The sequence below is a fragment of the Phaeobacter sp. SYSU ZJ3003 genome (assembly GCF_041300735.1).
In the GTDB taxonomy this organism is placed as follows: Bacteria; Pseudomonadota; Alphaproteobacteria; order Rhodobacterales; family Rhodobacteraceae; genus Phycobacter; species Phycobacter gallaeciensis_A.
This window is the reverse complement of sequence record NZ_PXNU01000031.1, coordinates 71,345-95,272: the sequence shown is the minus strand read 5'-3', so window position 1 is coordinate 95,272 and position 23,928 is coordinate 71,345. Positions and strand designations below refer to the sequence as shown.

Sequence of the window (23,928 nt, the reverse complement as noted above, 5' to 3'; positions counted from 1 at the left end):
CCCCGGGCAGCAACGGCAATGTGTCAGATTCGTGATATTGAACCCCGCTTAGCATGCGCCTAGGTTCCAGCCTAGTTCAAAGCCGGAGAAAAGCGACATGGCAACAATTGATTTCTACTTCTCGACCCTGTCCCCTTACACATATCTTGCGGGAAACAGGCTCGAGCAGCTTGCCGCCGCGCATGATGCACAAATTACGTACAAACCGTTCGATATTCAGGCGCTTTTCCCGCGCACCGGCGGCACCGCTCCGAAGGACCGTCATCCGGCCCGCCAGGAATACCGCCTGATCGAGATGGAGCGTCAGGCCAAGAAGCTGGACCTGCCGATCAACCTGAAGCCCGCACATTGGCCCACCAATGCGGCGCCGTCCTCCTATGCGATCATCGCAGCGCAGAACGGAGGGGGCGGTGATCTGGGCGCCCTGGTGCAGAGCATTCTGCGCGCCTGCTGGGCCGAGGAAAAGGACATCGCCGAGGATGCCGTGATCCGCGAGTGCCTGACGGCGGCGGGGTTTGATGCCTCTTTGGCAGACAGTGGCCTTCTGGCGGGCGCTGAGACGTACGGTCAGAACCTTGAAGACGCGGTTTCCGCTGGTGTTTTCGGCGCACCCTTCTATGTCACCGGTGATGGCGCCAAGTTCTGGGGCCAGGACCGGCTGGATGATCTGGACCGGCACCTGTCGGAGTAAGCCCTGGATGAAAGATCTGCCGCACGACCTGCCACAACCGGTATTCTCTCGCAGTTTCGGGGAGGGGGCCCGCCAGATGCTGGCGGTGCACTGCTCGCTGGCGCATTCCGGGACCTGGCGCGGTCTGTGCGAGGCACTGGAAGGGGCCGTGACCATCACGGCCTTTGACATGCTGTCCCATGGTCGCAGCCCGGATTGGGACCGGCAGGGTGACTATCAGGATCGCAACACGGCGGCAGGTCTGTCGCTGATGCCAAAGGGCCAGCCGATCGATCTGATTGGTCATTCCTTTGGCGCCACAGTGGCGCTGCGTATGGCGCTGGCCCGCCCGGACCAGGTGCGCAGCCTGACCCTGATCGAGCCGGTTCTGTTCCGGGTCGCGCTGGAGGATGATCCGGAGATGAGCACCCGGGTTCAGGAGGAGAACAGGCCCTTCCTGGACGCTTTTGAAGCCGGGGACGAGGCGCTGGCGGCACGGCTGTTCAACCGCAGCTGGAGCTCGGGCGCGCCGCGCTGGCCGGATCTGCCCGAGTCCACCCGCGCAGCGATGACGCGGGCCATCCATATCGTTCCGGCCTGTGACGCGGCGGTCTATCAGGACCGGCCGGGGGTTCTGGCGCCGGGCGTTCTTGAGGCGCTCGATCTGCCGGTCCTGCTGCTGCGCGGCAGTGAAACCAACCCTATCATCGGCGTGGTCAACGACGGTCTGCTGCGCCGCCTGTCCAACGCCCGATCTGGGGTGATCGCGGACGCCGGGCATATGGTGTCGATCACCCATCCTGCCGAAACCGCAGCCGCGATTCGTGCCTTTTGGAGCGATACAGACCGCGAAACGGCGCCGGAAGGCCGCTAGGGCCTCCCGGCTTCTATCACAATGTGGTGATTGTGGTGACGGTCTCTCTGAAGAAATCGAGCTTACCGGCCTCCTCGTGAGAGGTGATATAGGTGAGGCTGCGCACCATACCGTCCCGCACGCCGTAGAAGAACTCCTGCTCAAAACGCGTCATCGCCCAGCCATTGCCGAGCGGCGTGGTGGAGAGGTCAAGAATACGCGTGCCCTTGGGGAAGACCTCGGTCCCGAGCCGGGCCAGCAGGCCGCCAAGCTCACTCACGCCATTTGCCTGCTGCCAGCTGGTGTCGGCCTCATCCTTGTAGTGATCGATACGGAAATCAATGTCCTCGGCCAGAAGTCCGAGGATTGCAGGATCTGCAGCCTCGAACAGGCGCAGGACCTGATCAATCACAGGGCCCTGAGATTGATCATTTGATGTAGGGGTGCCCGTCTGGATGTTCATGGTAAGCTCCACTTTCTTGCTGATGAAAAGAGTGGGGTCTTTCTGGCAGACCGTAGGCCTATAGGTAATTGCTGGATCGACTATCCATGGTATAGCTGATGCCTATGAATGATCTTGCGCCACTCAGGTATTTTCGCTCCGCTTATGAAACCGGAACCTTCAGCGCGGCGGCGCGGCTGAACGAGGTGCGCCAGCCGTCGGTCTCTGCCGCCATTGCCCGGCTGGAGGCGCATTACGGGGGGCCGTTGTTTCACAGGGGTGCTGCGGGGCTGGTGCCGACGGATCTGGGACGTGAGCTGTACCAGATGGCAGGGGTGGTGTTGAACAGCCTCAACCAGATGGAGGATCGGCTGGCCCGGCGGGTGCGGCCCGTGCTGCGTCTCTATTGCTTTGCGGATGTGCTGACTTCGCCCTTCGAACAGGGGCTACGGGCAATCACCCGGGATGCGGAGGGCGCGGTGCTGCAGTTCACTGACGATGCGGCACTTGCCGATGTGGTGCTTTGCGCCGAAGACTGCGCGCCGCAGGGCATGCCGTTCCGATCTTTGTGGGAAGAAGGCTATGGCGTAGCCCTGCCTGTCGGGCACGCGCTGAGCCGGGAGGCCGAACTGAGCCTCGCGGATCTGGCTGAGGTGTCCATGATTGCGCGTCCCTATTGCCCCTCGGCAGATCTGTTCGGCGGGGTTCTGCAGGATCCTGGCCCGGAAAAGGCTCTGCCTGTTGCGGCCAAGGCCATGCACGATGCCCAACTGCTGGATCTGGTCGCGGCCGGGCTGGGTGTGGCGCTGGTGCCGATGTCCCATGGCCGTGCTTCGCAGCGGATCGTGGTGCGCCCGCTGCGCGACGCCAAGGATGTGCGCCGCCGGATGGGGATTGCTCATAGACGGACCAGCTTTGCCGCTGGGGCGGCAGATCGGCTGGCCTCGGCGCTGACAGGGCAGGGCGCCTGAGGCGCAGGTCAGATTACAGAAGGTTCAGAAAGGCGGTAATCTCGTCCCGACTGATCGACCAGTCGCAGACGAAACGTGCGGTGACCATTTCATCCCCAGGACCATCCAGCGGGCCATCCCACAGGTGATAGACCGCGCCTGCATCCAGCAACCGCTGGTGAGTGGCGCGGGGCAGGGCGGCAAAGACCATATTGGCCTGCGGCATCTCCAGCGTGGCACCTGCGGCCTGCAACCCGTCGGCCAGGAAAGCGCAGGAATCATTGGCAGCCTGCGCGCTGGACAGCCACAGGTCATCGCGCAGATAGGCCAGCATCTGCGCCGACAGATAGCGGTGTTTTGAAAACAAATGTGCCCCGCGTTTGCGGCGCAATTCGAATTCCCAGGCGTGTTTGGGATCAAAGAAGATCACGGCTTCGACGCCCATCAGCCCGTTCTTTGTGCCGCCAAAGGACACCACATCGATCCCCGCTTTCCAGGTCATGTCCGCAGGCGAGCATTTCAGCGACACCAGTGCGTTGGTGAAACGCGCGCCATCCAGATGCACCGGCAGGTCATAGTCCTTGGCCACGGCGCAGAGGGCGGAGAGTTCATCGGTGGTATAGACAGATCCGCGTTCGGTGACTTGTGTGATGGAGACCGGGCCGCGTTGCGGTCCGTGCACGCCGCGCACTTCCTCACCCGCGATGCTCTGGCGCAGGGCCTCGGCACTCATCTTGTCGCCGCCCGGCACCAGCGTCAGCTTGGCGCCACCGGTATAGAATTCCGGGGCGTTGCATTCATCCTCGTGGATATGGGCCACGGGGCTGCAAAAGATCGTCTGAAAGGGCTGCGATAGCGTTGCCAGCGCAAGGGAGTTGGCAGCGGTGCCGGTGGCGACCAGATAGATCGCTGCCTCGGGAGCTTCGAAGATATCGCGCAGGCGGTGGCGCACCGCCTCCATCTGAGCATCGGCGCCATAGCCCATGGCATAGCCCATGTTTGCCTCTGTCAACGCCTCCAGAACCTCGGGGTGCACAGGGCCGGAATTGTCAGAGGCGAAAAACATCAGATGGGCTCCTCGATGATATGGTCTTCCCAGTCTTCTTCGGGTGTGTCGAATTCGGAAACGGTCATGCCCTGTACGGATACGCCTGCCTCATGCACGCTGTGCGGGCTGCCGGTTTCCAGCGGATGCCATGCGGGCAGCGGTTTGCCCTCCCACAACAGGCGATAGGCGCAGGTTTGCGGCATCCAATAGGCGTGGGTGTCCAGATTGTCCGGCTTCAGCACGATACATTCGGGAATGAACTGGTGGCGGTTCTCGTAATGGGCGCAGCGGCAGGTCTGATCGTCCAGCAGGCGGCAGGCCACGCGGGTGAGGGCGACTTCACCGGTGTCTTCGTCTTCCAGCTTGTTGAGACAGCATTTGCCGCAACCATCGCACAGCGCCTCCCACTCCTTCTGGGATAGCTTTTCGAGCGGCTTTTTCTCCCAAAAGCGCGGGGTCAGGCCGGAGCGTTCGATACCAGATCGTTTCATGCGTTTGCCAGTATGTCGCGGGCCTTGGCGCAATCGGCGTCCATCTGCGCGATCAGCCCCTCCAGCCCGTCAAAGGTCATTTCGGGGCGCAGGTACTCCACCAGCCCCACGGACAGGGTCGCTCCATAAAGATCACCGGTGAAGTCGAACAGGAAGGTTTCGATATTGGGATGATCGCCATCGAACATTGGGCGCACCCCGACCGAAGCGGCGCCGTGGTAGCTGCCCTTGTGCGGGCCATCCAGCACATCGACCAGCACCGCATAGACGCCGAATGCGGGTGGGTGCAGCCCATCAATGGACATGTTTGCAGTGGGGAAGCCCAGATCGCGGCCGCGTTGTTCGCCGCCGATCACGGTGCCTTCGATGCGGTGCCAGTGCCCCAGCATCGCCGCGGCGTCGCGAGGGCGGCCATCGCTCAGCGCTTGGCGGATCGCGGTCGAGGAGACGGTATGTTCGGAGTACTCCATCAGCGGCGCGATGGTGACGCCAAAGCCCAGATCCTGCCCAAAGCGGATCAGATCCTCGGCGGTGCCGGCGCGCCCCTTGCCGAAACAGAAATCGGCGCCCACCACCACGTGTTTCAGACCCAGACCTTCGGCCAGTACCTTGCTTGCAAAATCTTCCGGGGTCAGCCCGGACAGGGCGGCGTTGAAATTCAGCTGATAGAGCTTGTCCACGCCGAGTTTTTCCAGCCGCGATGCGCGCGCGGCGGCGGACATCAGGCGAAAGGGCGGCGCGGCGGGGGCAAAGAATTCGCGCGGATGCGGTTCAAATGTGACCACGCCCAGAGGGGCCTCCGGCGCCGCCTTGCGGGCCAGATCGATGACCGAGCGGTGACCGCGGTGAACGCCGTCGAAATTACCGATCGCGGCAGAGGCGCCGCGATCCCGCTCTTCTACAAACTGATAGTCACGGATGATGCGCATGGCGCCTGCCTAGCGCCCTGTGGCGGGGCTTGCAAGCGCGCGATGTGCTGCCGTTGCGGACTGGGCCGTGCCTGGTCAGTCGAACTTGCGCGAGGGCGCCATCACCATGGCTTCGCCGACCAGAACCTTCTTGCCATCGACCATGCAGCGGCAATCGAGTTTGACCCGGCGTTTGTCGATCTGGATGTCGGTCACTTCGACCTCGGCCAGCACCATGTCGCCGGGCCGCACAGGGGCGAGGAATTTGAGTGATTGGCTCATGTAGATGGTGCCATGGCCGGGCAGCTGCTCCCCGATGACGGCGGAAATCAGACCGGCGGTCAGCATTCCATGGGCAATACGGCCTTCAAAGATGGTGTCTCGGGCATAATCGTCATCCATATGGACCGGGTTATGGTCAGTCGAGACATCGGCGAATTTCTGGATGTCCTCATCCGTCACCACCTTCCGCAGGTAGCGGACCATGCCCATTTCAATGTCTTCGATGCAGATGGTTCCGCGTGGCAGGTTATCCAACATGCGCCCCTCCGGGTTGACTGGCTCGGGTAGATGCCTTTGAAATTTTTGGACGCATGGGCGCCCTGTTCTGCAACTTTATTACTTTGCAGTTGCAGAAAATCAAGGCTTTTCTGATCTACCGCAGGCGACCGATGGTAAAGGTCGGCGCGCTGTTTTCCTTGGTCAGGTATGCGGTTAGCGCCTCTGGTTCCGGTTGGTGCGACGTTTTGGTTTCCGATGCCGCAAGCCCGCCCGAGATGAAGAGGGAATCAATTCCTTCCCCCATGGCACCCGAAACATCGGTGTGTGGGCCGTCGCCGATAGCCAGAATATCGCCATCGGCAATGTCCTGTCCCAGCTCTGCCAGACGGCGGCGGGCCAGATCATAGATCGGCGGATGCGGTTTGCCGAAGTACAGGCTTTCCCCTCCCATTTCCGTGTAAAGCCGCGCCAGCGCCCCGGCGCACCATTCACGAGTCTCGCCCCGGTCCACCACGATATCCGGGTTGGCGCAGAGGAGTTTCATGCCCTTCTGCTTGGCATAGAGAAAATCAGCCCGGTTCACGTCGGGATCTGCCATCGGATCAAAGGGGCCACAGCAGACGATGCCGGTTGCCTCTTGCAGCGGGACGCGCGTGATTTCGACAGGTGCGTCGATCATATGCAGAGGTTCAAAGAACCCCGCGTCACGCTGCCATTCCCCCATGAAATAGACCTTATCCCCCACGGCCCCGGTGAACATCGCGGCCCGCGCGGAGTCGCCGGAGGTTGCGATGGTGTCATAGGCATCCTGCGGCACGCCGAATTGCGCCAGCTGCTCAGCCACACCGGCCCGCGGTTTCGGAGAGTTGGTGAGCAGTACAACGATGCCGCCACGCTGGCGGTAGGCCTGAAGGGCGGAAACGGCCTCGGGGTAGGCGGTGATGCCGTTGTGCACACAGCCCCAAAGGTCCACGAACAGCGCCCGGTAGGGATCGGAAACCTCGGCAAGCGTTTCGATGATGCGGGTCATGATCGGGTCCTTTCCTCTGTGAAACTGCGGGCGCGGCAATACGGCGCCAGATATGCCCGAGTTCCCATCCCCGCGCCAGCTTGAATTCCCCGTGCCCGATGCGGCGGGTTTCGGCGCAAGACAGGACCTGGTGGCGAGTCTTCGCCTAGGCGGAGCAAGATGTGGTGGGTAGGGGTTTATTAAACATTCTGAAAACACAATGTGTGTGCGTGCGAACACGACAAGTGATCTGAAAAGGCATAGCAATGACATACAAAACCTTCACTCAACGACTTGCACCGGCAATGGCCGTGGCCGTCCTTGTGGCATCGGCGCATCCGGTGCTCGCATCGCATGCAAACCCCTGGGCGGAAGAGGACGACGAGGTCCTGTCCCAGTATCACGATGAAAATCAGGCGGTTTCCGAAGACACCCCGGGCGAGGATGAGATGAACGGCGTCATGACCCGGAGCGCGCATGGCAAGCTGGGCACCGCGGGCAGTGACACTGGCCAGGGTAGCGGTGGCGGTCAAAGCGCCGATGCGGGCGGTGCCGGAAATGGCGGCGGTGGCCATGGCGGCGGCAACGGCGGTGGTGGTCAAGGTGGCGCCGGAAATGGCGGCGGGGGAGCCGGAAATGGTGGCGGAGGAAATGGCGGTGGCGCTGGCAATGGTGGTGGCCATGGCGGTGGTCGCGGCTGAATCTATTGGACCAGTGGCGCCGGGCGCCGCTGGTCAATCTACCGCGCCGTGGTTACGGTATTGTTCCTCCCGAAAACTGTCGAGGGTCCGACCGGTTCTTTTCCGCATTGCGCGGCGTAGCGCGGTTGCATCAGCATAACCCACACGAGCTGCGATCTCATCGGCGGTCAGGCCCCGGGTTCGGAGCAAACGGATTGCTTCCGTGACCCTTAGGGTCTGAACAAAAGCCGTCGGGGTCATCGCGGTAACGCGTTGCAGGTGCCGGGAAAAGGTGCGCGGAGACATGCCGCAGGCCGCCGCCAGTTCGGCAATGCTCACCTGTCGCCTGATGTTGCGACGTAAGAAGAGTTCGGCCTGCTGCAGATCGGGAGCTGCGGACAGCAAAGTGGCAACCGAAAGATAAGGCAACTGGCTGGGGCGGCTATCAGCCATCATGAAACGACGACAGTCTTCGGCAACGGCGAAACCGGCAAAGCGTTCGATTAGGTGCAACAACAGGTCGATGTGGGAGAATGCAGCCCCGGCGGTGACCAGCGTGCCATCCTCCACTACAATGTCACGGCTGTTCAATCGGACCCTTGGGTACATGGTCTTCAGCAAAGGGGCCAGCCACCATGTTGTCGTGGCCACCCGACCGTCCAGCAACCCTGCCTGCCCCAAAGCAAAACAGCCCGAACAGGACCCGGCAATGATCGTTCCGGGCGCGGCCAGTTTGACCAGAGCGTCAGTCAGCGTGGCGAATTGGACGGTTTGTGTCGTCTCACGCACCTCGCGTTCGGTCGCAAGACCCATCCCCGGCAGAATCACAAGCTGCGCCGCAGCATCCGGTGCAAGTGCTTGACGCGGAGTGAGTTGCCTGACCGTGAAATAGGGGGGCTTTCCGTTCATACGGGCAACCCGGTTGGCCGCCTCCAGCATGTCGCCCGAGATCGCGAGACTGGAGCGCTGGCAGGGATCGGGGCAAAGGATGATGGTGTCGATAGTGGGAATTTGTCCAATTTGGCCTGAAAGATGTCAAATGCGACACTATGATGCCGACGTGCCCCTGTCCATCTTGTGGCAAAGCCAAAAGGAGAGACGTGATGAAAATGGAAGGTGGGTGCTTCTGCGGTACGCTACGCTACCAGGTAGAAGGCAGACCGTTGATGAAGGGGCAATGTCATTGCCGGTCTTGTCAGCACCATTCGGGCGGCGCGCCGAATTTGTTCATGGTGATGCCGAAACAGGGGTTCAGTTACACCCAAGGGACCCCGAGACAGTTCCGGCGTGATGCAGCCGACGCGATGGTGACGCGCGATTTCTGCGAAAGCTGCGGCACGCATGTGGCCAACCACCGCGACGGTCTGGAGGCGGTGATTGTGAAAATCGGAACGCTTGACGATCCGGCCCGGTTCGGCGGCCCGAAAGTAGCGCTGTACCTGGCCGAGAAACAGGCATTCCACCACGTTCCCGACGGTGTTCATTGTTTCGATGGATTGCCGAGTTAAGAAAAAAGGCGCCCCAAGGGGCGCCTTTTCATAAGAAAATGTGCTCGAACTCAGACCTTGAGGTTCGGGATGATCTGCTTCTTGCGGCTCATCACGCCGGGCAGAACGACGGTGTCGCCTGTCGCATCGGCGTCAAAGCTTTTCTTGGCGACGGTTTTGACCAGATCGTTCGGCACCAGCAGGGTGGCTTCTTCGTTCAGGATGTCGACAACGAACAGCAGCACCTGATCCACGCCGTCTTCGCTGGCGACGGTGGTCATGCTGTCCATCAGGCTGGCCTTGCGGTCCAGAACGACGCCCGGCGCGGTGGTTTCCAGAACCGAAACGCGGAACTTGGTGCCGTCGACTTCGTATTCCTTGGAGTCCATGCGGATCAGCTCGGCATCGGAGAAGGAGGACACATCGGATTTCGCGGCGAACATCTCGGCTGCGTAGTCGGCAATGTTGATGCCCAGATCAGCGGCCAGTTTTTCGGCGACGGCGCGGTCGTGATCGGTGGTGGTGGGCGAGCGGAACTCCAGCGTGTCGGACAGGATGCAGGTCAGCGCGGCGCCTTTGATGGCGTCGGGCATCTTCGCCATGTCATCGCCGATCAGGTCGTGCATGATTGTCGCGGTGCAGGCCAGCGGACGGATGGTGATGTCGATCGGGCCTTTGGTTTCCAGACCGCCAACCAGTTTGTGGTGATCGATGATGGCCTGAACGTCGGCGCCGTTGATGTTGGCGGGCAGTTCGGCCGGGTTGTTGGTGTCCACGATGACAACGGCCTGATCATCAGCCACGTCCGCGATGATCTCGGGCTTCTCGAGGCCCCAGCGCTGCAGCATGAAGGCGGCTTCGGTGTTGGGTTCACCCAGCAGTTTGGGGGCGGCGTCGATGCCTTTGATCTCGTTCAGGTACCAGGCCCAGACGATGGGGGAGCCGGTGGAATCAGTGTCGGGAGACTTGTGGCCGAAAACAAGCGTGGTCATGATGCAGTCCTATTACATAGCGGGCGATTTTGCGCGCCTTATAACAGGGCAGGGAGGTTTGTCACCCCGCCAGCGTTGCAGCTGTTGCGGGGCGGCCATGCAGGAGGCGCCGGGGACACGGTTTTGGGCGAAAGGTCGCACAGGAATCCGTATCACCTGAACGCACGGTACGACAGTCAGGTGTCAGAACGCGGCGCGTTGCAGATGATACCCCTGTTTGGCCAGCAGGTTCAGCACGCCATCCAGTCCCGGAAGATGCAGCGCCCCGACGGCAACGACGATGCGGTCGCCATCGGCAGCCTCGATCACCGGGACCCAGTTGTGGTTGCGCTCGCGGATCAGGAGATGCATCGCCTCGGCCCAGAGAGACTCGGCCTTAGCGGCGGGCAGCTTGGTGTCGGCTTTAAAACGCTGCTTGGCCAGGGCGAGGTAATACCGGGCTTCTTCGTCGAAATAGCTTTCCGCCATGGTATGGTAATCATCGGGACTGCCGTTTCCGTACATCGATAATGTGGCGCGCATCTGCCGGACCTGTTCGTCCAGCGGGTGAAGGTTCAGCGTTTCGATCACCGTCAGCGGATCTTCGAGTGATGCCGTCGCAACACCGTTTTCATGCGCCAGCATCTCCAGGCGCCGGTCCATGCCGTCTTTGATTTGCTCCTTCTGTTTGAGGCACGGCGGCAGGGAAAGCGACAGTGACAGAAACCAGGGGCGCATCTTGGCGGCCATCCAGGGCGGAATGCCACGCGCCGCGCTGCGTTCAGAGAGCAGCGCCCAGTCCTCTTCTCCCATGCGGTCGATCAGGGAGGGGCCTTCGGTGATCAGATACAGGGATGGGGTTTTCCCCATCTGTTTCTGCATGGCGGCCTGATCTGCGCTCGTCGCTTCAAGCAGTAGCGTGTCGGCGCCGGTGATCAGTGGTGTCAGATCTTTGGTGATCTTCTCCATGCGGGGATCATTGAGATGCATCGTGCCAATCACATGCACCCGGCGGGTGCCTTTGGTCGCAATCCAGTGGTTGCCTTCCTTGAAGGGCACATCGGCGAGGTCGGCCTGGATCTGTTCGCGCTCGGCCGGGCTCAGCGTCAGGCGAAGGTCGTTGCCGCCGCAGGCCGCAAACACCCCACCGGGCAGAAGGCAGAGGAAAAGAAGGAGGAAGGCGCGCATGGTATGTCCTTTTGTCTGTGGCCCTCATGCTATGGGCGGGCGGCACGCACGACAAGCAGGACGCGATCTGGCTTGATGTGGTTTTTCTCGCGGTCATCACTGGTTATGCTGCGGGCATGGAAAAAGAAGAACAGCTGTATCCCCCCATCAAGGCGCTGCTGGAACGGCAGGGCTATGAGGTGAAGGGAGAGGTCGGTGCCGCCGATGTGGTGGCGCGGCGCGGGGATGAGGATCCGGTGATCGTCGAGCTGAAGCTGCGGTTTTCCCTGTCGCTGTTCCATCAGGCCGTGTCCCGGCAGGCCGTGACAGATCTGGTCTATATCGCGGTGCCAAAACCAAAGGGTAAACAGGCGCGGCGGATGCTGAAGGACAACTTGTCCTTATGTCGGCGTCTTGGCCTTGGATTGATCACTGTTTTGGCTGATGGCCGGGCCGAAGTGCAATGCGATCCCGGCCCCTATGCACCGCGCAAATCCAAGGTCCGCAAACAGCGCCTGCTGCGGGAGTTCGACCGGCTGCGCGGGGATCCGAATTCCGGTGGCGCCACCCGCCACGGAATCGTCACCGCCTATCGGCAGGATGCCCTGGTCTGTGCCGCGCATCTGGCGCAGCACGGTGCCTGCAAGGGGGCTGAGGTAGCGCGTACAACCGGCGTTGGGCGGGCCACAACGCTGATGCGGGACAATCATTATGGCTGGTTCACCAAGGTCGAGAAGGGCATCTACGAGCTTAGCGAACAGGGGCGCAGCGGGTTAGCGGACTGGGATCACAGCCTTTCTTGAACAGGGCCGCAGAGCTGCTTCAGATTGCTGCGTTGCGGCAGTCTGATTTTCCGCGCGGGATGGGTCAATTTTCTTGCATCAAACCTGTTGACTCGGCGCAGGCCGCTGCCTAGCTATTGCTCCGTTAGCACTCACCCGGTGTGAGTGATAACGCCTCTGCGGGGAGCAGGGGCAGACCAGATACAACAACCTTTGAGCCTATTAAGGAGCTGCAAAGATGGCATTGAAACCGCTTCATGACCGTGTGCTGGTGCGCCGCACCGAAAGCGAAGAGAAAACCGCTGGCGGGCTGATCATCCCCGATAGCGCCAAGGAAAAGCCCTCCGAAGGCGTTGTTGTCGCCACCGGCGAAGGCGCCCGCAAAGACAGCGGTGAGCTGATCGCAATGGCCGTCAAAGCCGGCGACAACATCCTGTTCGGCAAGTGGTCCGGCACAGAAGTCACCGTCGACGGCGAAGAGCTGCTGATGATGAAAGAAAGCGACATCATGGGCATCATCGAGTAAGCCCACCGGCTTCTCTGATCCCCCTTTATCGCTGACAACTACAGATTTTCTCGAGGAGAAACAGATATGGCTGCTAAGGACGTCAAATTCGACACCGATGCCCGCAACAAGATGCTGAACGGCGTGAACGTTCTCGCTGATGCTGTCAAAGTGACCCTGGGCCCCAAAGGCCGCAACGTGGTTCTGGACAAATCCTTTGGCGCACCGCGCATCACCAAAGACGGTGTTTCGGTTGCCAAGGAAATCGAACTGGAAGACAAGTTCGAAAACATGGGCGCCCAGATGGTGAAGGAAGTTGCTTCCCGCACCAACGACGAAGCCGGTGACGGCACCACCACCGCAACCGTCCTGGCCCAGGCGATCGTGCGCGAAGGCCTGAAGCAGGTTGCTGCTGGTCTGAACCCGATGGACCTGAAGCGCGGCATCGACATGGCAACCGCCAAAGTCGTTGAAGGCATCAAAGAAATGGCTCGCCCGGTGAACGACTCCGCTGAAGTCGCTCAGGTTGGCACCATCTCCGCGAACGGCGAAGCCGAAATCGGCCAGCAGATCGCAGACGCGATGCAGAAAGTCGGCAACGAAGGCGTCATCACTGTCGAAGAAAACAAAGGCATGGAAACCGAGACCGACGTGGTCGAAGGCATGCAGTTCGACCGTGGCTACCTGTCGCCCTACTTTGTCACCAACCCGGACAAGATGATCGCAGATCTCGACGACTGCATGATCCTGCTGCACGAGAAGAAACTCTCCTCCCTGCAGCCGATGGTTCCGCTGCTGGAGCAGGTCATCCAATCGCAGAAACCGCTGCTGATCATCGCGGAAGACGTCGAAGGCGAAGCGCTGGCAACTCTGGTTGTCAACAAACTGCGCGGCGGCCTGAAAATCGCAGCTGTCAAGGCACCGGGCTTCGGTGACCGCCGCAAGGCCATGCTGCAGGATATCGCGATCCTGACCGGTGGTCAGGTCATCTCCGAAGATCTGGGCATGAAGCTCGAGTCCGTAACCATGGACATGCTGGGCACCGCCAAGAAAGTCGAGATCACCAAAGACGAGACCACCATCGTTGACGGTGCAGGCGAGAAGGCCGAGATCGAAGCACGCGTTGCTCAGATCCGCACCCAGATCGAAGAAACCACCTCGGACTACGACCGTGAGAAGCTGCAAGAGCGCGTTGCCAAACTGGCAGGCGGTGTTGCTGTGATCCGCGTCGGCGGCATGACCGAAGTCGAAGTGAAAGAGCGCAAAGACCGTGTGGACGATGCTCTGAACGCGACCCGCGCAGCCGTGCAGGAAGGCGTGATCGTCGGTGGCGGTGTTGCTCTGGTTCAGGCCGGCAAGGCGCTGGAAGGTCTGGAAGGTGCAAACTCCGACCAGAACGCCGGTATCGTGATCGTGCGCAAGGCTATCGAAGCGCCGCTGCGCCAGATCGCCGAGAACGCAGGCGTCGACGGTGCGGTTGTGGCCGGTAAGGTCCGCGAAAGCTCCGACAAGAACTTCGGCTTCAACGCTCAGACCGAAGAATATGGCGACATGTTCTCCTTCGGCGTGATCGACCCGGCCAAAGTGACCCGTACCGCGCTGGAAGACGCAGCCTCGATCGCAGGCCTGCTGATCACCACCGAAGCCATGGTTGCTGACAAGCCGTCGAAAGATGGCGCAGCTGGTGGCGGCATGCCCGACATGGGCGGCATGGGCGGCATGGGCGGCATGATGTAAGTCACGCCATCCAACCGGATGATTTGGGGTCGCCTTCGGGCGGCCCCTTTTTCTTTTTTTGGGGAGAGAGTGTGCCTCCTTGCCCGTTTTTCGCTCCAGACCTGCGCCAATACCGAAATATTTTGATTTTCTTCGAAGTTGTCCCGTACGCTGAACCCGTTCAAAAAATTGTGCACTGGGGGACGTGATGAAGGGATTGGCACTGCTGGCGGTTGTTGCTGCCACTTTTGGAGCTGTCGAGACAGCAAAGGCGGACAGTCTGAAATGGACGATACGCAGCGACTATCCGCATATCGTAAGTCTGGAATTCTACAGTCAGGACTATCGCCGTGCCTGGCCCGGAGACGGTCAGGTCTATATCGTCGACGACTACGATGTGCGCGAATATAGCCTCAGCTGTGAGACCGGCGAGACGATCTGCTATGGCGCCTGGGTGCGCGGCGACAGCAACAAGTATTGGGGCGTCGGTCTCAACAATTCACAAAGATGCAATGACTGTTGCTACACCTGCGGATACGGTGATACCGACCTGCGTATTCTGAACTGATAGGCGGGTCTTTCCGGCCTGAAACGGAGGCCGGTGATGAAGCTCGTTGTTCTGGTTCTGCTCGTTCTGATTGCCTTTGCGGCGAATTCGGTTCTGGGCCGCATGGCCATCGGCTGGGGCTATATGGATGCGATGGGCTTTGGCCTGCTGCGCCTTGCTTCTGGCGCCGTAGCCCTGGTGCTTCTGGTCGCGCTGCAAGCGGCCCGGTCACGAAGCAAGAGGGCGGGGGAGACGCCGGTTGCAGCATGGAAAGACGCCCTGCTGGGCGGGGCGGCTCTGACCCTCTATATGATTGGATTTTGTCTCGCTTATCAGGGGCTTGATGCTGGTCTTGGCGCGCTGGTTCTGTTTGGCGTGGTGCAGATTTCCATGTTCGGCTGGGGCGCGCTGCGTGGCAGTCGGACAACGGCTGGTCAGGTATTGGGGGCCTTGGTGGCTTTTGCGGGTCTCGCCTATGTGGTCTGGCCCAGCGGCCCGGTGCAGGTGCCGCCGGGGGCTGCTGCGCTGATGACGCTCAGCGGTCTGGGCTGGGCGGCCTATACCTTGCTTGGGCGTGGCGCGGGCGATCCTTTGCGGGCCAGCGCGATGAACTTTGTGGTCGCCACCGTGCTGATGCTGCCCTTCATGCTGTTTGCGGCGGCATCGCTCCATGCCTCGCCCGAAGGTATCCTGCTGGCGGTGATATCCGGCGCCGTCACCTCGGGGATGGGCTACGCGCTTTGGTACCGCGTCTTGCCCGAATTGCAGCCTGCGGTCGCGGCAACCATCCAGCTGAGCGTGCCGATCATTGCCATTCTGGGAGGCTTTGTGTTTCTGGCCGAACCGGTGGGGCTGCGGCTGGCGCTGGGAACCTGTGCTGTCCTTGGCGGGATCGCCCTGGTGATCTGGAGCGCACCGCGCGCGCGATAGGGGCTTTTCGCTGGCGCGGTGCATGTCTATCTGATCTGCATGAAACGTCTTCTGTCCCCTGTTCTTGCAGCGCTGTCCCTGTTGCTGCCTCTGCCCGCTCTGGCGGATTGCGCCATCCTGCTGCACGGGCTGGCTCGCACGGAATCGTCCTTCTCGGTGATGGAACAGGTTCTGGAGGGGCGCGGCATCACCGTGCAGAGCCCGGGCTATCCTTCGACCGAGGAACCTGTGGCCGTGCTGGCCGAACAGACGCTGCCCGAGGCCTTTGCTGCATGTGGCGCACAGCCGGTGCATCTGATTACCCATTCGATGGGCGGCATTCTGGTGCGACAATGGCTGCAGGACAACCGACCGGAAAATCTGGGCCGCGTTGTCATGCTAGCGCCTCCGAACCATGGTAGCGAACTGGTGGACGAACTGGGCGACTGGGAGGTGTTTGGCCTGCTGCACGGACCGGCGGGTTTGCAACTGGGCACCGGGCCGGAGAGCCTGCCCAACCGGCTGCCGCCTGCGGATTTCCCGTTGGGGGTCATTGCGGGGAACCGGTCGCTCAACCCGGTGTGGTCCAGTCTCATTCCCGGTCAGGACGATGGCAAGGTTTCGGTTCAAAGCACCCGGCTCGAAGGGATGGCGGATCACATCGTGCTCCCGGTCACCCATACATTCATGATGAACAATCCGCTGGTCATCGCCCAGGCGCTACATTTTCTAGAGCATGGCCGGTTCGATCCCAAGATCACCTGGCTTGATGCGGTGCTTGGCCTGCCCGACGGCCTGTGCGATGAGGGCGCGTGTACCGACAAGGCGGCAAAGGAGCCGGGAGCTGATGACACTTGAACTGACGGTGCAGGGCGCCGATGTGCTGCTGCCTGAGGGGCGGCTGGTGCCGGGCGCGGAACTCTCACTCGCGGAGGGGGCAATCGTCGCGGATCGCGCCGGTCGCGCGGTGGATCTGTCTGGCTATCTGGTACTGCCGGGCATCATCGACCTGCACGGTGACGGGTTCGAACGCCATCTCGCCCCCCGGCGCGGCGCGATGAAGCAGATGGACGAGGGCGTGATCGCTGCCGAGGCAGAATTGGCTGCCAACGGTATCACCACGGCGGTTCTGGCGCAGTTCCACAGCTGGGAAGGCGGGCTGCGCGCGCCGGACTATGCCGACCAGGTCTTTGCCGCGATCACTGCTGTGCGGAACCGGGTAGTGACGGATATCCTACCACAGTTGCGGTTCGAGACTCATATGCTGGATGACTACGCGGGCCTGCCGCAGCGTATTGCGGCCGCCGGAGTGGGCTATGTCGTTTTCAACGATCATCTGCCGCATGACCGGCTGGCGGCGGGAAAGAAGCCGCCCCGGCTTGTGGGGCAGGCGCTGAAGGCGGGACGCAACCCGGAGGTCCACTGGCAGATGCTGCAGGATATGCACGCCAGATCGGATGAGGTGCCTGCTGCCCTAGATGCAATCTGCGCCGAACTTGGCGCTATGGGCGTGCGTCTCGGAAGCCACGATGACCAAAACGCGGCCATGCGGGCCGAATGGCGGGATCGTGGTGTGCGGATCAGCGAATTTCCGGAAACATTGGAAGCGGCAGAGGCGGCACGGGCCGGGGGCGATCATATCATTCTGGGCTCCCCAAACGTGGTGCGGGGCGGCTCGCATAAAGGCAATGTGTCTGCGGTCGAGTTGATCGCCATGGGGCTCTGTGATGCGATCGCCTCGGACTATCATTATCCCAGCCCGCGCCGCGCTGCGCTGATGCTGGCCCGTAGCGGGCTGCTGGATCTGGCAGGGGCCTGGGATCTGGTGTCAAAGGGCCCTGCCGAGGTTCTGGGGCTGGACGACCGCGGAGAGTTGGCGCCAGGCAAACGCGCCGATGTGGTGATCCTTGAGAAAGATAGCCAGCGGGTTGCGGCAACCCTGTCGGGCGGGCGCGTCAGCTATATGAGCGGCGAGATCGCGGCGCGCTTTCTAGGCTAACCCTCAATCGGGCAGGGAGAGCGCAGCCTCTCACGCCCGGCTGGCGGGCCCTCGATGCTGCGCCCGAAACCCGCCATTGGCGAATTTCGGATGTGTGCGGCTGGCGAAGTGTTATTTCTGCGCGCGGATGACCCGGTTGATATGGCCCATCTTGCGCCCGGGTTTGGCGTCGGCCTTGCCATAGAGATGCAAGGCGCAATCGCGCTCCCGCGCCAGATCGGGGATACGGGTAACGTCGTCGCCAATAAGGTTTTCCATCACCACATCGCTGTGCCGCTGACCGTCGCCCAGCGGCCAGCCGACCACTGCGCGGATGTGCTGTTCGAACTGATCCACCGCGCAGCCGTTCTGGGTCCAGTGACCGGAGTTGTGGACGCGCGGCGCGATCTCGTTGACCACCAGCCCTTTGGGGGTGACGAAGAGCTCGACCCCCATGACGCCGACATAATCGAGCGCGTTCAGGATCTTCGCCGCCATCAGCACCGCATCCATGCGCTGGCTCTGGCTGAGGCGGGCAGGCACGGTAGTGGTGTGCAGGATGCCGTCGCGGTGCACGTTCTCGCCGGGATCGAAACAGGCGACCTCGCCGCTAGGGCTGCGCGCGGCAATCACCGAGGCTTCATGGGTGAAGTTGACAAACCCTTCGAGAATGGCAGGCGCCCCGGCGAGCGAGGCCAGCGCGGGGGCTGCGTCCTCGGCGGTCATGATCCGCGCCTGCCCCTTGCCATCATAACCAAAGCGTCGCGTCTTCAGGATCGCGGGCGCGCCGATCTCTGCCAGCGCCGCATCCAGTGCGACCTGATCTGGGATGTCGGCAAAGGGGGCGGTTTGCAGGCCTAGATCCTGCAGGAAGGCCTTTTCCGTCAGCCGATCCTGCGACACGCGCAGGGCTTCGCGCCCGGGGCGGATCGGGCGGTGCTGCTCCAGCACATCCAGCGCCGCAGTGGGGATGTTTTCGAATTCATAGGTGATGACATCCACCGAGGCGGCAAAGGCGGCCAGCGCGGCCTCATCCTCATAAGGTGCGGTTGTGACCATGTGAGCGACATCGCCTGCGGGCGGGTTGGCGCCGGGTTCAAAAATATGCGTCTTGAAGCCAAGGCGGGAGGCCGCAACTGACAGCATGCGCCCCAGCTGACCGCCGCCGAGAATTCCGATTGTTGCGCCGGGCTGCAAAGGATCAGTCATCGACGGGTTCCTCCGGGATCGAGGCAGAAAGGGCTGCGCGCCAGTCGTCCAGACGTGTGGCAAGCGCGGGATCCTGCAGGGCGAGGATGCCAGCGGCCATCAACCCGGCATTGGCAGCACCGGCGGCGCCGATGGCCATGGTGGCGACGGGAAACCCCTTGGGCATCTGCACGATCGAATAAAGCGAATCCACACCCGACAGCGCCCGCGTCTGCACTGGGACGCCTACCACCGGAACGCGGGTTTTCGAGGCAACCATGCCGGGAAGATGCGCCGCGCCACCAGCGCCGGCGATGATGACCTGCAAACCGCGTTCTGCCGCGCTCTTGCCATAGGTCCACAGCCGGTCAGGGGTGCGGTGCGCCGACACGATTTTTGCCTCGTAGGGCACGCCCAGTTCATCCAGAATCGTGGCGGCCTCTTTCAGGGTGGGCCAGTCTGACTGGCTGCCCATGATGATGCCCACTTTGATGTCAGCGGTGGTTTCAGGCATGTGATCCGGTCCTGTCATGCCGCAGGCCTGCATGGGACCTGCTGGGGTGGAAGGAGCGCGCACTATAGTCGAAGACGCGCATGGTGCAATGCGGCAATGCGGGCAAAATAAGGCTGTGTCGGCGCGGAAACGCCCGGGGGCCGAGGCTACCGGTTTGCGTGACCGCAGCGCGCCCATGCGCGCTGCCGGGTCCCACGGTTTTACCTGCGGCAGCACGGCTGCCAACCTGCAAAAGGCGCGGGAGTGATTGTTCGGTTGACCAGCTATTGCTTGGGCGCAGCTCCGTGGCGTCAGGAGGGAGGAATTCACCGGACGGCGGGGCCGTTACCAAGTGTCAGGCAGCCCGCAGCGGGGTCAGGCGATGATATCCGGTGTCAGCCGATCTTCGATCAGGGCGATCTTGTCTTTGAGGCCCAGTTTCTGCTTTTTCAGCCGCCGGATGGTCAGCTGATCTGCGGTGCCGCGTTCCTGCAGGGCGGTGATCGCCTCGTCCAGATCCCGGTGCTGCCTACGGAACACCTCAAGCTCAACCTTGAGGACGTCGTCGGTCTTCATCGAGATATCGGTAGGGGCGTTCATTGGCGACTCGGAGGCTGGTGAAAGATGCGGGGTTCAAGATACTTCGTTAACGGCTTTTCGGCTAGGCCTATGCGTCCACGCTCTTGAGTAATCAAAAGAACTTACCATATTCTATAAGAGCGGTCGCCTGTTGGGGCCGCAAGACTATCCGTCGCTTTCGAACAAAGGACGTAACACGTGTCGAAACTTACCTTGGGCTCTTACCCGCATATGCTGGGGTTTGAGCAGCTTGAACGCCTTCTGGAACGCTCGGCCAAATCCGGCAACGAGGGGTATCCCCCTTATAATATCGAGCAGACCTCGGATCATTCCTATCGCATTACCCTGGCCGTGGCCGGGTTTGCCGAAGAGGATCTTTCCATCACCGTCGAGGACCGCCAGTTGGTCATCCGTGGCCGTCAGCGCGACGACAGCGATGGCCGCGTCTTCCTGCACCGGGGCATCGCCGCGCGTCAGTTCCAGCGCATGTTCGTGCTGGCCGACGGGGTCGAAGTGGGCGAGGCGCTGATGGAGAATGGTCTGCTGCACGTGGACCTGACCCGTGCCCGCCCGGAAACCGTGGTTCAGACCATCAATATTCGAAAGGGGTAAGAGACATGCATACACCATTTGATTTCAACGAAACCGGCAAGCGGATCGTCTACGTCAAGGCGGTTGATGTTGCGGACCTGCCCGAGGATGTGCAGGCCGGTGCCAAGGGTCACAAGCAGCTTTACGCGGTACATGACGCCGAAGGCGAACAGCTGGCGCTGGTGGCAGACCGCCGCATGGCCTTTGTTCTGGCCCGCCAGAATGACCTGTCGCCGGTGACGGTGCACTGAACAAATCCTTTAGGAGCGCAAATGTGCCCCCGGATTGCCCCGCTGTGGCGGGGCAGTCATGCCTTTGGATAGCTTCCAGAAACCTCCCGCGAGAGAGCGGGAGAATAATCGTCCAAAACGGCTGTTGAGGCGCAAGTCGTGTCCCCGACGGGCTTTCGCGGCTGGATCATTGCTCTCTGCGCCGGTAACGTCCCGGTAAAACAGCGGTTTGGGGCGTTTGATATCATGGCATCGTTTTCTTTTGACTGGGTGGATGCGTTTTCGGATCGCCCCTTTGGCGGCAATGGCTGCGCGGTCGTGCATGAGGGGGCCAGCCTGCCGGTGGAGGTCTGCACCGCCTTCGTGCGGGAGACTTCTCTGGTCGAATGCACCTTTACCGGGCCGTCCCAGGTGGCGGATTTCAAAGTGCGCTATTTCCTGGCAAGCCGCGAAATCCCTTTTGCCGGCCATCCTACCATCGCCACCGTTGCCGCGCTCAAGGATCGCGGGCTGATCAACGGCACCTCGGTGACGCTGGAAACCGGCGCGGGAATTGTTCCGGTGCAGATCGAGGGCGACCTGATCGAGATGACGCAGGTGGCGCCAGAGTTCGGCCCGCAGCCGGATCCGGCCCTGGTTGCGGCAGCAGTGTCCCTGCCGCCCGAAGCCATTATCGGTGAGCCGCAGAAAGTGTCGACCGGCTTGCCCTTTTGCGTCACCGTGCTGAAGGACCGCGCCGCGCTAGAGGCGGCAAGGCTGGATCTTGATGCCCTTGCCCGGCTGACGGCACAGCTGGGCGCCGATGGGATCGACATGATGGAGCCTTTTCTGGTGACACTGGATGGCGCCACAGAGGCAGGGGATACCTTTTCCCGCCTGCTGATGGCGCCGCCGAGCCCGCCGGAGGATCCCTTTACCGGCTCTGCCACCGGCGCGATGGCGGCCTATCTGTGGAAGCACGGGCTGATGCCTAAGGACAGTTTCGTGGCTGAACAGGGGCACGGGCTGGGGCGGCCGGGGCAGGCGCGTGTGACCCGCGTGGGATCGGCAGAGGCGCTGACAGGGGTAAAAGTTGCCGGAGAGGGATTTGTTCTCATGCGGGGAGAGGTCGATCTTCCGCTGCATTTGTAAATGGGAGCATGTGATTGAGTTCTGAGTTCTCTTGCCTCCCATGCTGGAGCGGTTGCCATGACTGAGCCTGCGATTGCTATCCTACCTTACGGCCAGAAACTTGATCGGGGGCTGCCGCAGATGCCGCTGGCGCAGTTGCACTGGCCACTGGGCTGCCCCGACCGGCTGCAGGGCGGCAGCGTTGGCGATCTGACCGCGGCGGATCATTTGATCGTCTTTGCCAAGACGGCGATGCATTTTCAGCTAAACTGGTATTGCCGCGCGCAGCTGTCGCTGATGGTGATGGAGCCGAAGATCATGTCGGCGTCCCACCACCGTCTGCTGCGGCTCAGCCATCGGCGGTTCTTCCGCGTTTTTACCTATGATCCGGATCTTCTCGCGCGATTGCCCAACGGGCTGTTCCTGCCCTTTGGAACCACCTGGGTGCCGGAATGGCAGGATCTGGATCTTGAAAAGACCTTAGATCTGTCGTTGATCGCCTCGGCCAAACGCGACCATCCGGGGCACAAGCTGCGGCATCAACTGGTTGAATACCTGCAGCAAAACGTGCCCGATGCGCGCATTTTGGGCCGTGGTTACGCGCCTTTCGAGCATAAATCAGAGGGTCTTGCCCCCTTCCGCTATTCAGTGGTCATCGAAAATGTGCAGGAGCCGAATTGCTTCACCGAGAAATTGATCGATGCGATCCTCTGCGAGACTGTGCCGATCTACTGGGGCTGTCCGAATATCGGGGATTTCTTCGACACTGAGGGCATGATCCTCTGTAATGATCTGGCGGATATGGAGCGGGCGGTCCGCAGTATCAGTGCGGAGGATTATGCCCGGCGTCTGCCTGCCCTGCGCGCCGCCAAACCTGCGGCGGCGCATTATGGCGATCTGTTCCTCCGCGCGGCCGAGGCATTGCGCGACAGCCTCTAAGGCGGCAATGCTCCTTAGCGCGCGTTTGCGGCTCTAGCTTCCTTGCGGGCCCTTCGGGTGGATTTTTTCTTTTCGTACCAGTGGCGCAGGCCCTTGCTCTTCAGCTCGGCTTGCGGTTCGAACAGCAGGATCGCGTTGCGCAGGGTCCAGTCCGTCAGACTGCCCCGGCAGCCTTTCTCTGGCCAGAGGGAACGTTCGGACCAGATATAGCGGGGGCGGTTAGGCTGTACGCTAACTGGACGGGCCGCGGTCTCGGTTGCGAGATTGGCCATTAGCACCATGATGTTTTCCTGCTCCAGCACCTTTTCACGCGCCCTTGCGATGGTGTCCTGTGCGGCTTCCCAGCGGCCGTTCTGGATTTCCTGGACCATGCGCCGGGCCTCGGCCACCGGATCGTCCAGATTCAGAGTCTCATAACTGTCCACCGGGAAATAATCGTCCACGTTGGAACAGCCTGCGTAGAAGGGGAAGGACCAGCACAGCCAGGGGTCGGTCAGTTTCTCGGTCCAGACATGCGGCCCTTCGCCATTCTCGATGGCGAGGTTGTACTTGTTGGGCAGCAGGGCGTCTGCCTTGTCGCCAATGGGTTTGAAACCACGCCCGAAGAGTTCGATATGCTCGGGAATCTCGTCGATCAGGGTTTCCACAAACCGCATCCGTTTGCGGTGATATTCGGTGTGCACCTTGGTTGAGGTGACGATGGCAATCTTGTCCTGTTTCGGCGGCGGGGTCAGCGTCTTGAACCAGTCATAGCCACGATGATTGCCGTTGTCCGAGAAATCAAAGCCTGCCCACCAGTACCAGCAGACCGCCCGGTTGCGTTTTTCCGTATCCAGCGGTTTTTGCGTCGTCGTCAGAACCAATCCGAACTGGTTTAGGAACCGGCAGCTATAGGGGTGGATGACATCTGGTTCGGCAGCGATGAAAATCGTCCGCTCTTTCGGAACCTGCGTCTTGATGGTGTAGGAAGACCGGTTGAAAGCGATGAGCACATCGGTGTCGTCCGGAACCTCGGTGCCAAAGGTAAAGGCTACCGAACCAATGCAGGGCTGCTGCCCCGGCGCCTGCTTCAGAAAAGACTGCGCTGTGGTGTCGGTAAACACATGTGCCTTAACGGGTGTAACCATACTTGGGCTCCAGAACACGAAATCTTGAACCTGTGTAGGGATAAATTTACTTGCAAA

The 23,928-nt window shown here is 61.4% G+C and carries 29 protein-coding genes; 16 read left to right on the top strand and 13 right to left on the bottom strand.

The features are described from left to right. The first annotated feature begins 97 nt into the window (after positions 1–97). Both C6W91_RS12475 and C6W91_RS12470 read left to right on the top strand, forming a co-directional pair. Entirely contained in the window at positions 98–691 is a 594-nt protein-coding gene (locus tag C6W91_RS12475) for a 2-hydroxychromene-2-carboxylate isomerase (RefSeq protein WP_370570892.1), read from the top strand. A gap of 7 nt (positions 692–698) precedes the next feature. Continuing rightward, on the top strand, positions 699–1,544 hold the full coding sequence (locus tag C6W91_RS12470; RefSeq protein WP_274837805.1) for an alpha/beta fold hydrolase: 846 nt from the start codon (positions 699–701) through the stop codon (positions 1,542–1,544). Between the two features lie 16 nt (positions 1,545–1,560). Here C6W91_RS12470 and C6W91_RS12465 read toward each other — a convergent pair whose 3' ends face one another. Further along, entirely contained in the window at positions 1,561–1,986 is a 426-nt protein-coding gene (locus C6W91_RS12465) for a hypothetical protein (protein WP_274837804.1), read from the bottom strand. A 98-nt stretch (positions 1,987–2,084) separates the two neighbouring features. On the opposite strand from C6W91_RS12465, the gene C6W91_RS12460 reads away from it, so the two are divergent. Then, on the top strand, positions 2,085–2,936 hold the full coding sequence (locus C6W91_RS12460) for a LysR family transcriptional regulator (RefSeq protein WP_274837803.1): 852 nt from the start codon (positions 2,085–2,087) through the stop codon (positions 2,934–2,936). Between the two features lie 13 nt (positions 2,937–2,949). Here the strand turns inward: C6W91_RS12460 and C6W91_RS12455 are convergent, their stop codons facing one another. From C6W91_RS12455 to C6W91_RS12435, 5 genes are all read right to left on the bottom strand, one after another. Further along, positions 2,950–3,981 carry a low specificity L-threonine aldolase gene (locus tag C6W91_RS12455; RefSeq protein ID WP_274837802.1) on the bottom strand — a complete coding sequence of 344 codons (1,032 nt, stop codon included), beginning with the start codon at positions 3,979–3,981 and terminating at the stop codon, positions 2,950–2,952. Next, complete coding sequence (locus tag C6W91_RS12450) at positions 3,981–4,454, bottom strand: YcgN family cysteine cluster protein (RefSeq protein WP_065272882.1); 474 nt, start codon at positions 4,452–4,454, stop codon at positions 3,981–3,983. The genes C6W91_RS12455 and C6W91_RS12450 overlap by 1 nt, the downstream gene beginning before the upstream one ends. Continuing rightward, complete coding sequence (locus tag C6W91_RS12445) at positions 4,451–5,383, bottom strand: bifunctional riboflavin kinase/FAD synthetase (protein WP_347509782.1); 933 nt, start codon at positions 5,381–5,383, stop codon at positions 4,451–4,453. The genes C6W91_RS12450 and C6W91_RS12445 overlap by 4 nt, the downstream gene beginning before the upstream one ends. Before the next feature lie 75 nt (positions 5,384–5,458). After that, on the bottom strand, positions 5,459–5,902 hold the full coding sequence (locus C6W91_RS12440; protein WP_065272884.1) for a MaoC family dehydratase: 444 nt from the start codon (positions 5,900–5,902) through the stop codon (positions 5,459–5,461). A gap of 115 nt (positions 5,903–6,017) precedes the next feature. Beyond that, positions 6,018–6,893, bottom strand: coding sequence for a TIGR01459 family HAD-type hydrolase (locus C6W91_RS12435; protein WP_274837800.1), 876 nt, complete (start codon positions 6,891–6,893; stop codon positions 6,018–6,020). Positions 6,894–7,138: 245 nt separating this feature from the next. On the opposite strand from C6W91_RS12435, the gene C6W91_RS12430 reads away from it, so the two are divergent. Continuing rightward, complete coding sequence (locus C6W91_RS12430; RefSeq protein WP_370570891.1) at positions 7,139–7,573, top strand: hypothetical protein; 435 nt, start codon at positions 7,139–7,141, stop codon at positions 7,571–7,573. A gap of 33 nt (positions 7,574–7,606) precedes the next feature. Here the strand turns inward: C6W91_RS12430 and C6W91_RS12425 are convergent, their stop codons facing one another. After that, positions 7,607–8,491 (bottom strand): GlxA family transcriptional regulator, encoded by an 885-nt coding sequence (locus C6W91_RS12425; RefSeq protein WP_370570890.1) that lies wholly within the window; start codon positions 8,489–8,491, stop codon positions 7,607–7,609. Positions 8,492–8,655: 164 nt separating this feature from the next. Here C6W91_RS12425 and C6W91_RS12420 point away from each other — a divergent pair, with 164 nt between their 5' ends. Next, a complete protein-coding gene (locus C6W91_RS12420; protein WP_274831193.1) occupies positions 8,656–9,060 on the top strand; it encodes a GFA family protein in 405 nt (134 codons plus the stop codon). A gap of 50 nt (positions 9,061–9,110) precedes the next feature. On the opposite strand, the gene C6W91_RS12415 is transcribed toward C6W91_RS12420, so the two are convergent. Beyond that, complete coding sequence (locus C6W91_RS12415; protein WP_274830150.1) at positions 9,111–10,031, bottom strand: manganese-dependent inorganic pyrophosphatase; 921 nt, start codon at positions 10,029–10,031, stop codon at positions 9,111–9,113. A gap of 183 nt (positions 10,032–10,214) precedes the next feature. Then, a complete protein-coding gene (locus C6W91_RS12410; RefSeq protein WP_370570889.1) occupies positions 10,215–11,198 on the bottom strand; it encodes a TraB/GumN family protein in 984 nt (327 codons plus the stop codon). 116 nt (positions 11,199–11,314) lie between these two features. Between C6W91_RS12410 and C6W91_RS12405 the strand changes: the two genes are divergently transcribed. From C6W91_RS12405 to C6W91_RS12375, 7 genes are all read left to right on the top strand, one after another. Continuing rightward, on the top strand, positions 11,315–11,980 hold the full coding sequence (locus tag C6W91_RS12405; RefSeq protein WP_370570907.1) for a DUF2161 domain-containing phosphodiesterase: 666 nt from the start codon (positions 11,315–11,317) through the stop codon (positions 11,978–11,980). A 217-nt stretch (positions 11,981–12,197) separates the two neighbouring features. After that, positions 12,198–12,485, top strand: a complete 288-nt coding sequence (locus C6W91_RS12400) for a co-chaperone GroES (protein WP_065272891.1) — start codon at positions 12,198–12,200, stop codon at positions 12,483–12,485. Positions 12,486–12,551: 66 nt separating this feature from the next. Beyond that, on the top strand, positions 12,552–14,201 hold the full coding sequence (gene groL, locus C6W91_RS12395; RefSeq protein WP_065272892.1) for a chaperonin GroEL: 1,650 nt from the start codon (positions 12,552–12,554) through the stop codon (positions 14,199–14,201). Positions 14,202–14,388: 187 nt separating this feature from the next. Then, entirely contained in the window at positions 14,389–14,748 is a 360-nt protein-coding gene (locus tag C6W91_RS12390) for a hypothetical protein (protein WP_065272893.1), read from the top strand. Between the two features lie 36 nt (positions 14,749–14,784). Further along, positions 14,785–15,657, top strand: coding sequence for a DMT family transporter (locus tag C6W91_RS12385; RefSeq protein ID WP_370570888.1), 873 nt, complete (start codon positions 14,785–14,787; stop codon positions 15,655–15,657). 39 nt (positions 15,658–15,696) lie between these two features. Beyond that, positions 15,697–16,494, top strand: coding sequence for an esterase/lipase family protein (locus C6W91_RS12380; protein ID WP_370570887.1), 798 nt, complete (start codon positions 15,697–15,699; stop codon positions 16,492–16,494). After that, positions 16,481–17,635 carry an alpha-D-ribose 1-methylphosphonate 5-triphosphate diphosphatase gene (locus C6W91_RS12375; protein WP_370570906.1) on the top strand — a complete coding sequence of 385 codons (1,155 nt, stop codon included), beginning with the start codon at positions 16,481–16,483 and terminating at the stop codon, positions 17,633–17,635. The genes C6W91_RS12380 and C6W91_RS12375 overlap by 14 nt, the downstream gene beginning before the upstream one ends. Positions 17,636–17,746: 111 nt before the next feature. Here the strand turns inward: C6W91_RS12375 and C6W91_RS12370 are convergent, their stop codons facing one another. The 3 genes from C6W91_RS12370 to C6W91_RS12360 all read right to left on the bottom strand — a co-directional run bounded on the left by C6W91_RS12370 (position 17,747) and on the right by C6W91_RS12360 (position 19,895). Further along, complete coding sequence (locus C6W91_RS12370; RefSeq protein ID WP_370570886.1) at positions 17,747–18,823, bottom strand: 5-(carboxyamino)imidazole ribonucleotide synthase; 1,077 nt, start codon at positions 18,821–18,823, stop codon at positions 17,747–17,749. Beyond that, positions 18,816–19,316, bottom strand: coding sequence for a 5-(carboxyamino)imidazole ribonucleotide mutase (gene purE, locus C6W91_RS12365; RefSeq protein ID WP_065273762.1), 501 nt, complete (start codon positions 19,314–19,316; stop codon positions 18,816–18,818). Before purE ends, C6W91_RS12370 begins: the two co-directional genes overlap by 8 nt. 354 nt (positions 19,317–19,670) lie before the next feature. Then, positions 19,671–19,895, bottom strand: coding sequence for a YdcH family protein (locus C6W91_RS12360; RefSeq protein ID WP_065272897.1), 225 nt, complete (start codon positions 19,893–19,895; stop codon positions 19,671–19,673). A 177-nt stretch (positions 19,896–20,072) separates the two neighbouring features. Between C6W91_RS12360 and C6W91_RS12355 the strand changes: the two genes are divergently transcribed. The 4 genes from C6W91_RS12355 to C6W91_RS12340 all read left to right on the top strand — a co-directional run bounded on the left by C6W91_RS12355 (position 20,073) and on the right by C6W91_RS12340 (position 22,744). Then, a complete protein-coding gene (locus C6W91_RS12355; protein ID WP_197492324.1) occupies positions 20,073–20,486 on the top strand; it encodes an Hsp20 family protein in 414 nt (137 codons plus the stop codon). A 5-nt stretch (positions 20,487–20,491) separates the two neighbouring features. Further along, a complete protein-coding gene (locus C6W91_RS12350) occupies positions 20,492–20,716 on the top strand; it encodes a DUF1150 family protein (RefSeq protein WP_274830142.1) in 225 nt (74 codons plus the stop codon). 225 nt (positions 20,717–20,941) lie between these two features. Beyond that, entirely contained in the window at positions 20,942–21,826 is an 885-nt protein-coding gene (locus tag C6W91_RS12345; RefSeq protein ID WP_274837793.1) for a PhzF family phenazine biosynthesis protein, read from the top strand. Positions 21,827–21,883: 57 nt separating this feature from the next. After that, entirely contained in the window at positions 21,884–22,744 is an 861-nt protein-coding gene (locus tag C6W91_RS12340; protein WP_370570885.1) for a hypothetical protein, read from the top strand. A 14-nt stretch (positions 22,745–22,758) separates the two neighbouring features. Here the strand turns inward: C6W91_RS12340 and C6W91_RS12335 are convergent, their stop codons facing one another. Further along, positions 22,759–23,871 (bottom strand): hypothetical protein, encoded by a 1,113-nt coding sequence (locus C6W91_RS12335; protein ID WP_274837791.1) that lies wholly within the window; start codon positions 23,869–23,871, stop codon positions 22,759–22,761. Between the last annotated feature and the right edge of the window lie 57 nt (positions 23,872–23,928).

What these genes read in the sequence shown, in the direction of transcription:
- C6W91_RS12430 (WP_370570891.1), top strand. Translation starts at nt 7,139, where the DNA reads ATGACATACAAAACCTTCACTCAACGACTTGCACCGGCAATGGCCGTG.
- C6W91_RS12350 (WP_274830142.1), top strand. Translation starts at nt 20,492, where the DNA reads ATGCATACACCATTTGATTTCAACGAAACCGGCAAGCGGATCGTCTAC.
- groL (WP_065272892.1), top strand. Translation starts at nt 12,552, where the DNA reads ATGGCTGCTAAGGACGTCAAATTCGACACCGATGCCCGCAACAAGATG.
- C6W91_RS12460 (WP_274837803.1), top strand. Translation starts at nt 2,085, where the DNA reads ATGCCTATGAATGATCTTGCGCCACTCAGGTATTTTCGCTCCGCTTAT.
- C6W91_RS12385 (WP_370570888.1), top strand. Translation starts at nt 14,785, where the DNA reads ATGAAGCTCGTTGTTCTGGTTCTGCTCGTTCTGATTGCCTTTGCGGCG.
- C6W91_RS12440 (WP_065272884.1), bottom strand. Translation starts at nt 5,902, where the DNA reads ATGTTGGATAACCTGCCACGCGGAACCATCTGCATCGAAGACATTGAA.
- C6W91_RS12450 (WP_065272882.1), bottom strand. Translation starts at nt 4,454, where the DNA reads ATGAAACGATCTGGTATCGAACGCTCCGGCCTGACCCCGCGCTTTTGG.
- C6W91_RS12455 (WP_274837802.1), bottom strand. Translation starts at nt 3,981, where the DNA reads ATGTTTTTCGCCTCTGACAATTCCGGCCCTGTGCACCCCGAGGTTCTG.
- C6W91_RS12420 (WP_274831193.1), top strand. Translation starts at nt 8,656, where the DNA reads ATGAAAATGGAAGGTGGGTGCTTCTGCGGTACGCTACGCTACCAGGTA.
- C6W91_RS12335 (WP_274837791.1), bottom strand. Translation starts at nt 23,871, where the DNA reads ATGGTTACACCCGTTAAGGCACATGTGTTTACCGACACCACAGCGCAG.
- C6W91_RS12415 (WP_274830150.1), bottom strand. Translation starts at nt 10,031, where the DNA reads ATGACCACGCTTGTTTTCGGCCACAAGTCTCCCGACACTGATTCCACC.
- C6W91_RS12345 (WP_274837793.1), top strand. Translation starts at nt 20,942, where the DNA reads ATGGCATCGTTTTCTTTTGACTGGGTGGATGCGTTTTCGGATCGCCCC.
- C6W91_RS12405 (WP_370570907.1), top strand. Translation starts at nt 11,315, where the DNA reads ATGGAAAAAGAAGAACAGCTGTATCCCCCCATCAAGGCGCTGCTGGAA.
- C6W91_RS12360 (WP_065272897.1), bottom strand. Translation starts at nt 19,895, where the DNA reads ATGAACGCCCCTACCGATATCTCGATGAAGACCGACGACGTCCTCAAG.
- C6W91_RS12390 (WP_065272893.1), top strand. Translation starts at nt 14,389, where the DNA reads ATGAAGGGATTGGCACTGCTGGCGGTTGTTGCTGCCACTTTTGGAGCT.
- C6W91_RS12425 (WP_370570890.1), bottom strand. Translation starts at nt 8,491, where the DNA reads ATGCTGGAGGCGGCCAACCGGGTTGCCCGTATGAACGGAAAGCCCCCC.
- purE (WP_065273762.1), bottom strand. Translation starts at nt 19,316, where the DNA reads ATGCCTGAAACCACCGCTGACATCAAAGTGGGCATCATCATGGGCAGC.
- C6W91_RS12340 (WP_370570885.1), top strand. Translation starts at nt 21,884, where the DNA reads ATGACTGAGCCTGCGATTGCTATCCTACCTTACGGCCAGAAACTTGAT.
- C6W91_RS12400 (WP_065272891.1), top strand. Translation starts at nt 12,198, where the DNA reads ATGGCATTGAAACCGCTTCATGACCGTGTGCTGGTGCGCCGCACCGAA.
- C6W91_RS12445 (WP_347509782.1), bottom strand. Translation starts at nt 5,383, where the DNA reads ATGCGCATCATCCGTGACTATCAGTTTGTAGAAGAGCGGGATCGCGGC.
- C6W91_RS12380 (WP_370570887.1), top strand. Translation starts at nt 15,697, where the DNA reads ATGAAACGTCTTCTGTCCCCTGTTCTTGCAGCGCTGTCCCTGTTGCTG.
- C6W91_RS12470 (WP_274837805.1), top strand. Translation starts at nt 699, where the DNA reads ATGAAAGATCTGCCGCACGACCTGCCACAACCGGTATTCTCTCGCAGT.
- C6W91_RS12410 (WP_370570889.1), bottom strand. Translation starts at nt 11,198, where the DNA reads ATGCGCGCCTTCCTCCTTCTTTTCCTCTGCCTTCTGCCCGGTGGGGTG.
- C6W91_RS12370 (WP_370570886.1), bottom strand. Translation starts at nt 18,823, where the DNA reads ATGACTGATCCTTTGCAGCCCGGCGCAACAATCGGAATTCTCGGCGGC.
- C6W91_RS12435 (WP_274837800.1), bottom strand. Translation starts at nt 6,893, where the DNA reads ATGACCCGCATCATCGAAACGCTTGCCGAGGTTTCCGATCCCTACCGG.
- C6W91_RS12465 (WP_274837804.1), bottom strand. Translation starts at nt 1,986, where the DNA reads ATGAACATCCAGACGGGCACCCCTACATCAAATGATCAATCTCAGGGC.
- C6W91_RS12475 (WP_370570892.1), top strand. Translation starts at nt 98, where the DNA reads ATGGCAACAATTGATTTCTACTTCTCGACCCTGTCCCCTTACACATAT.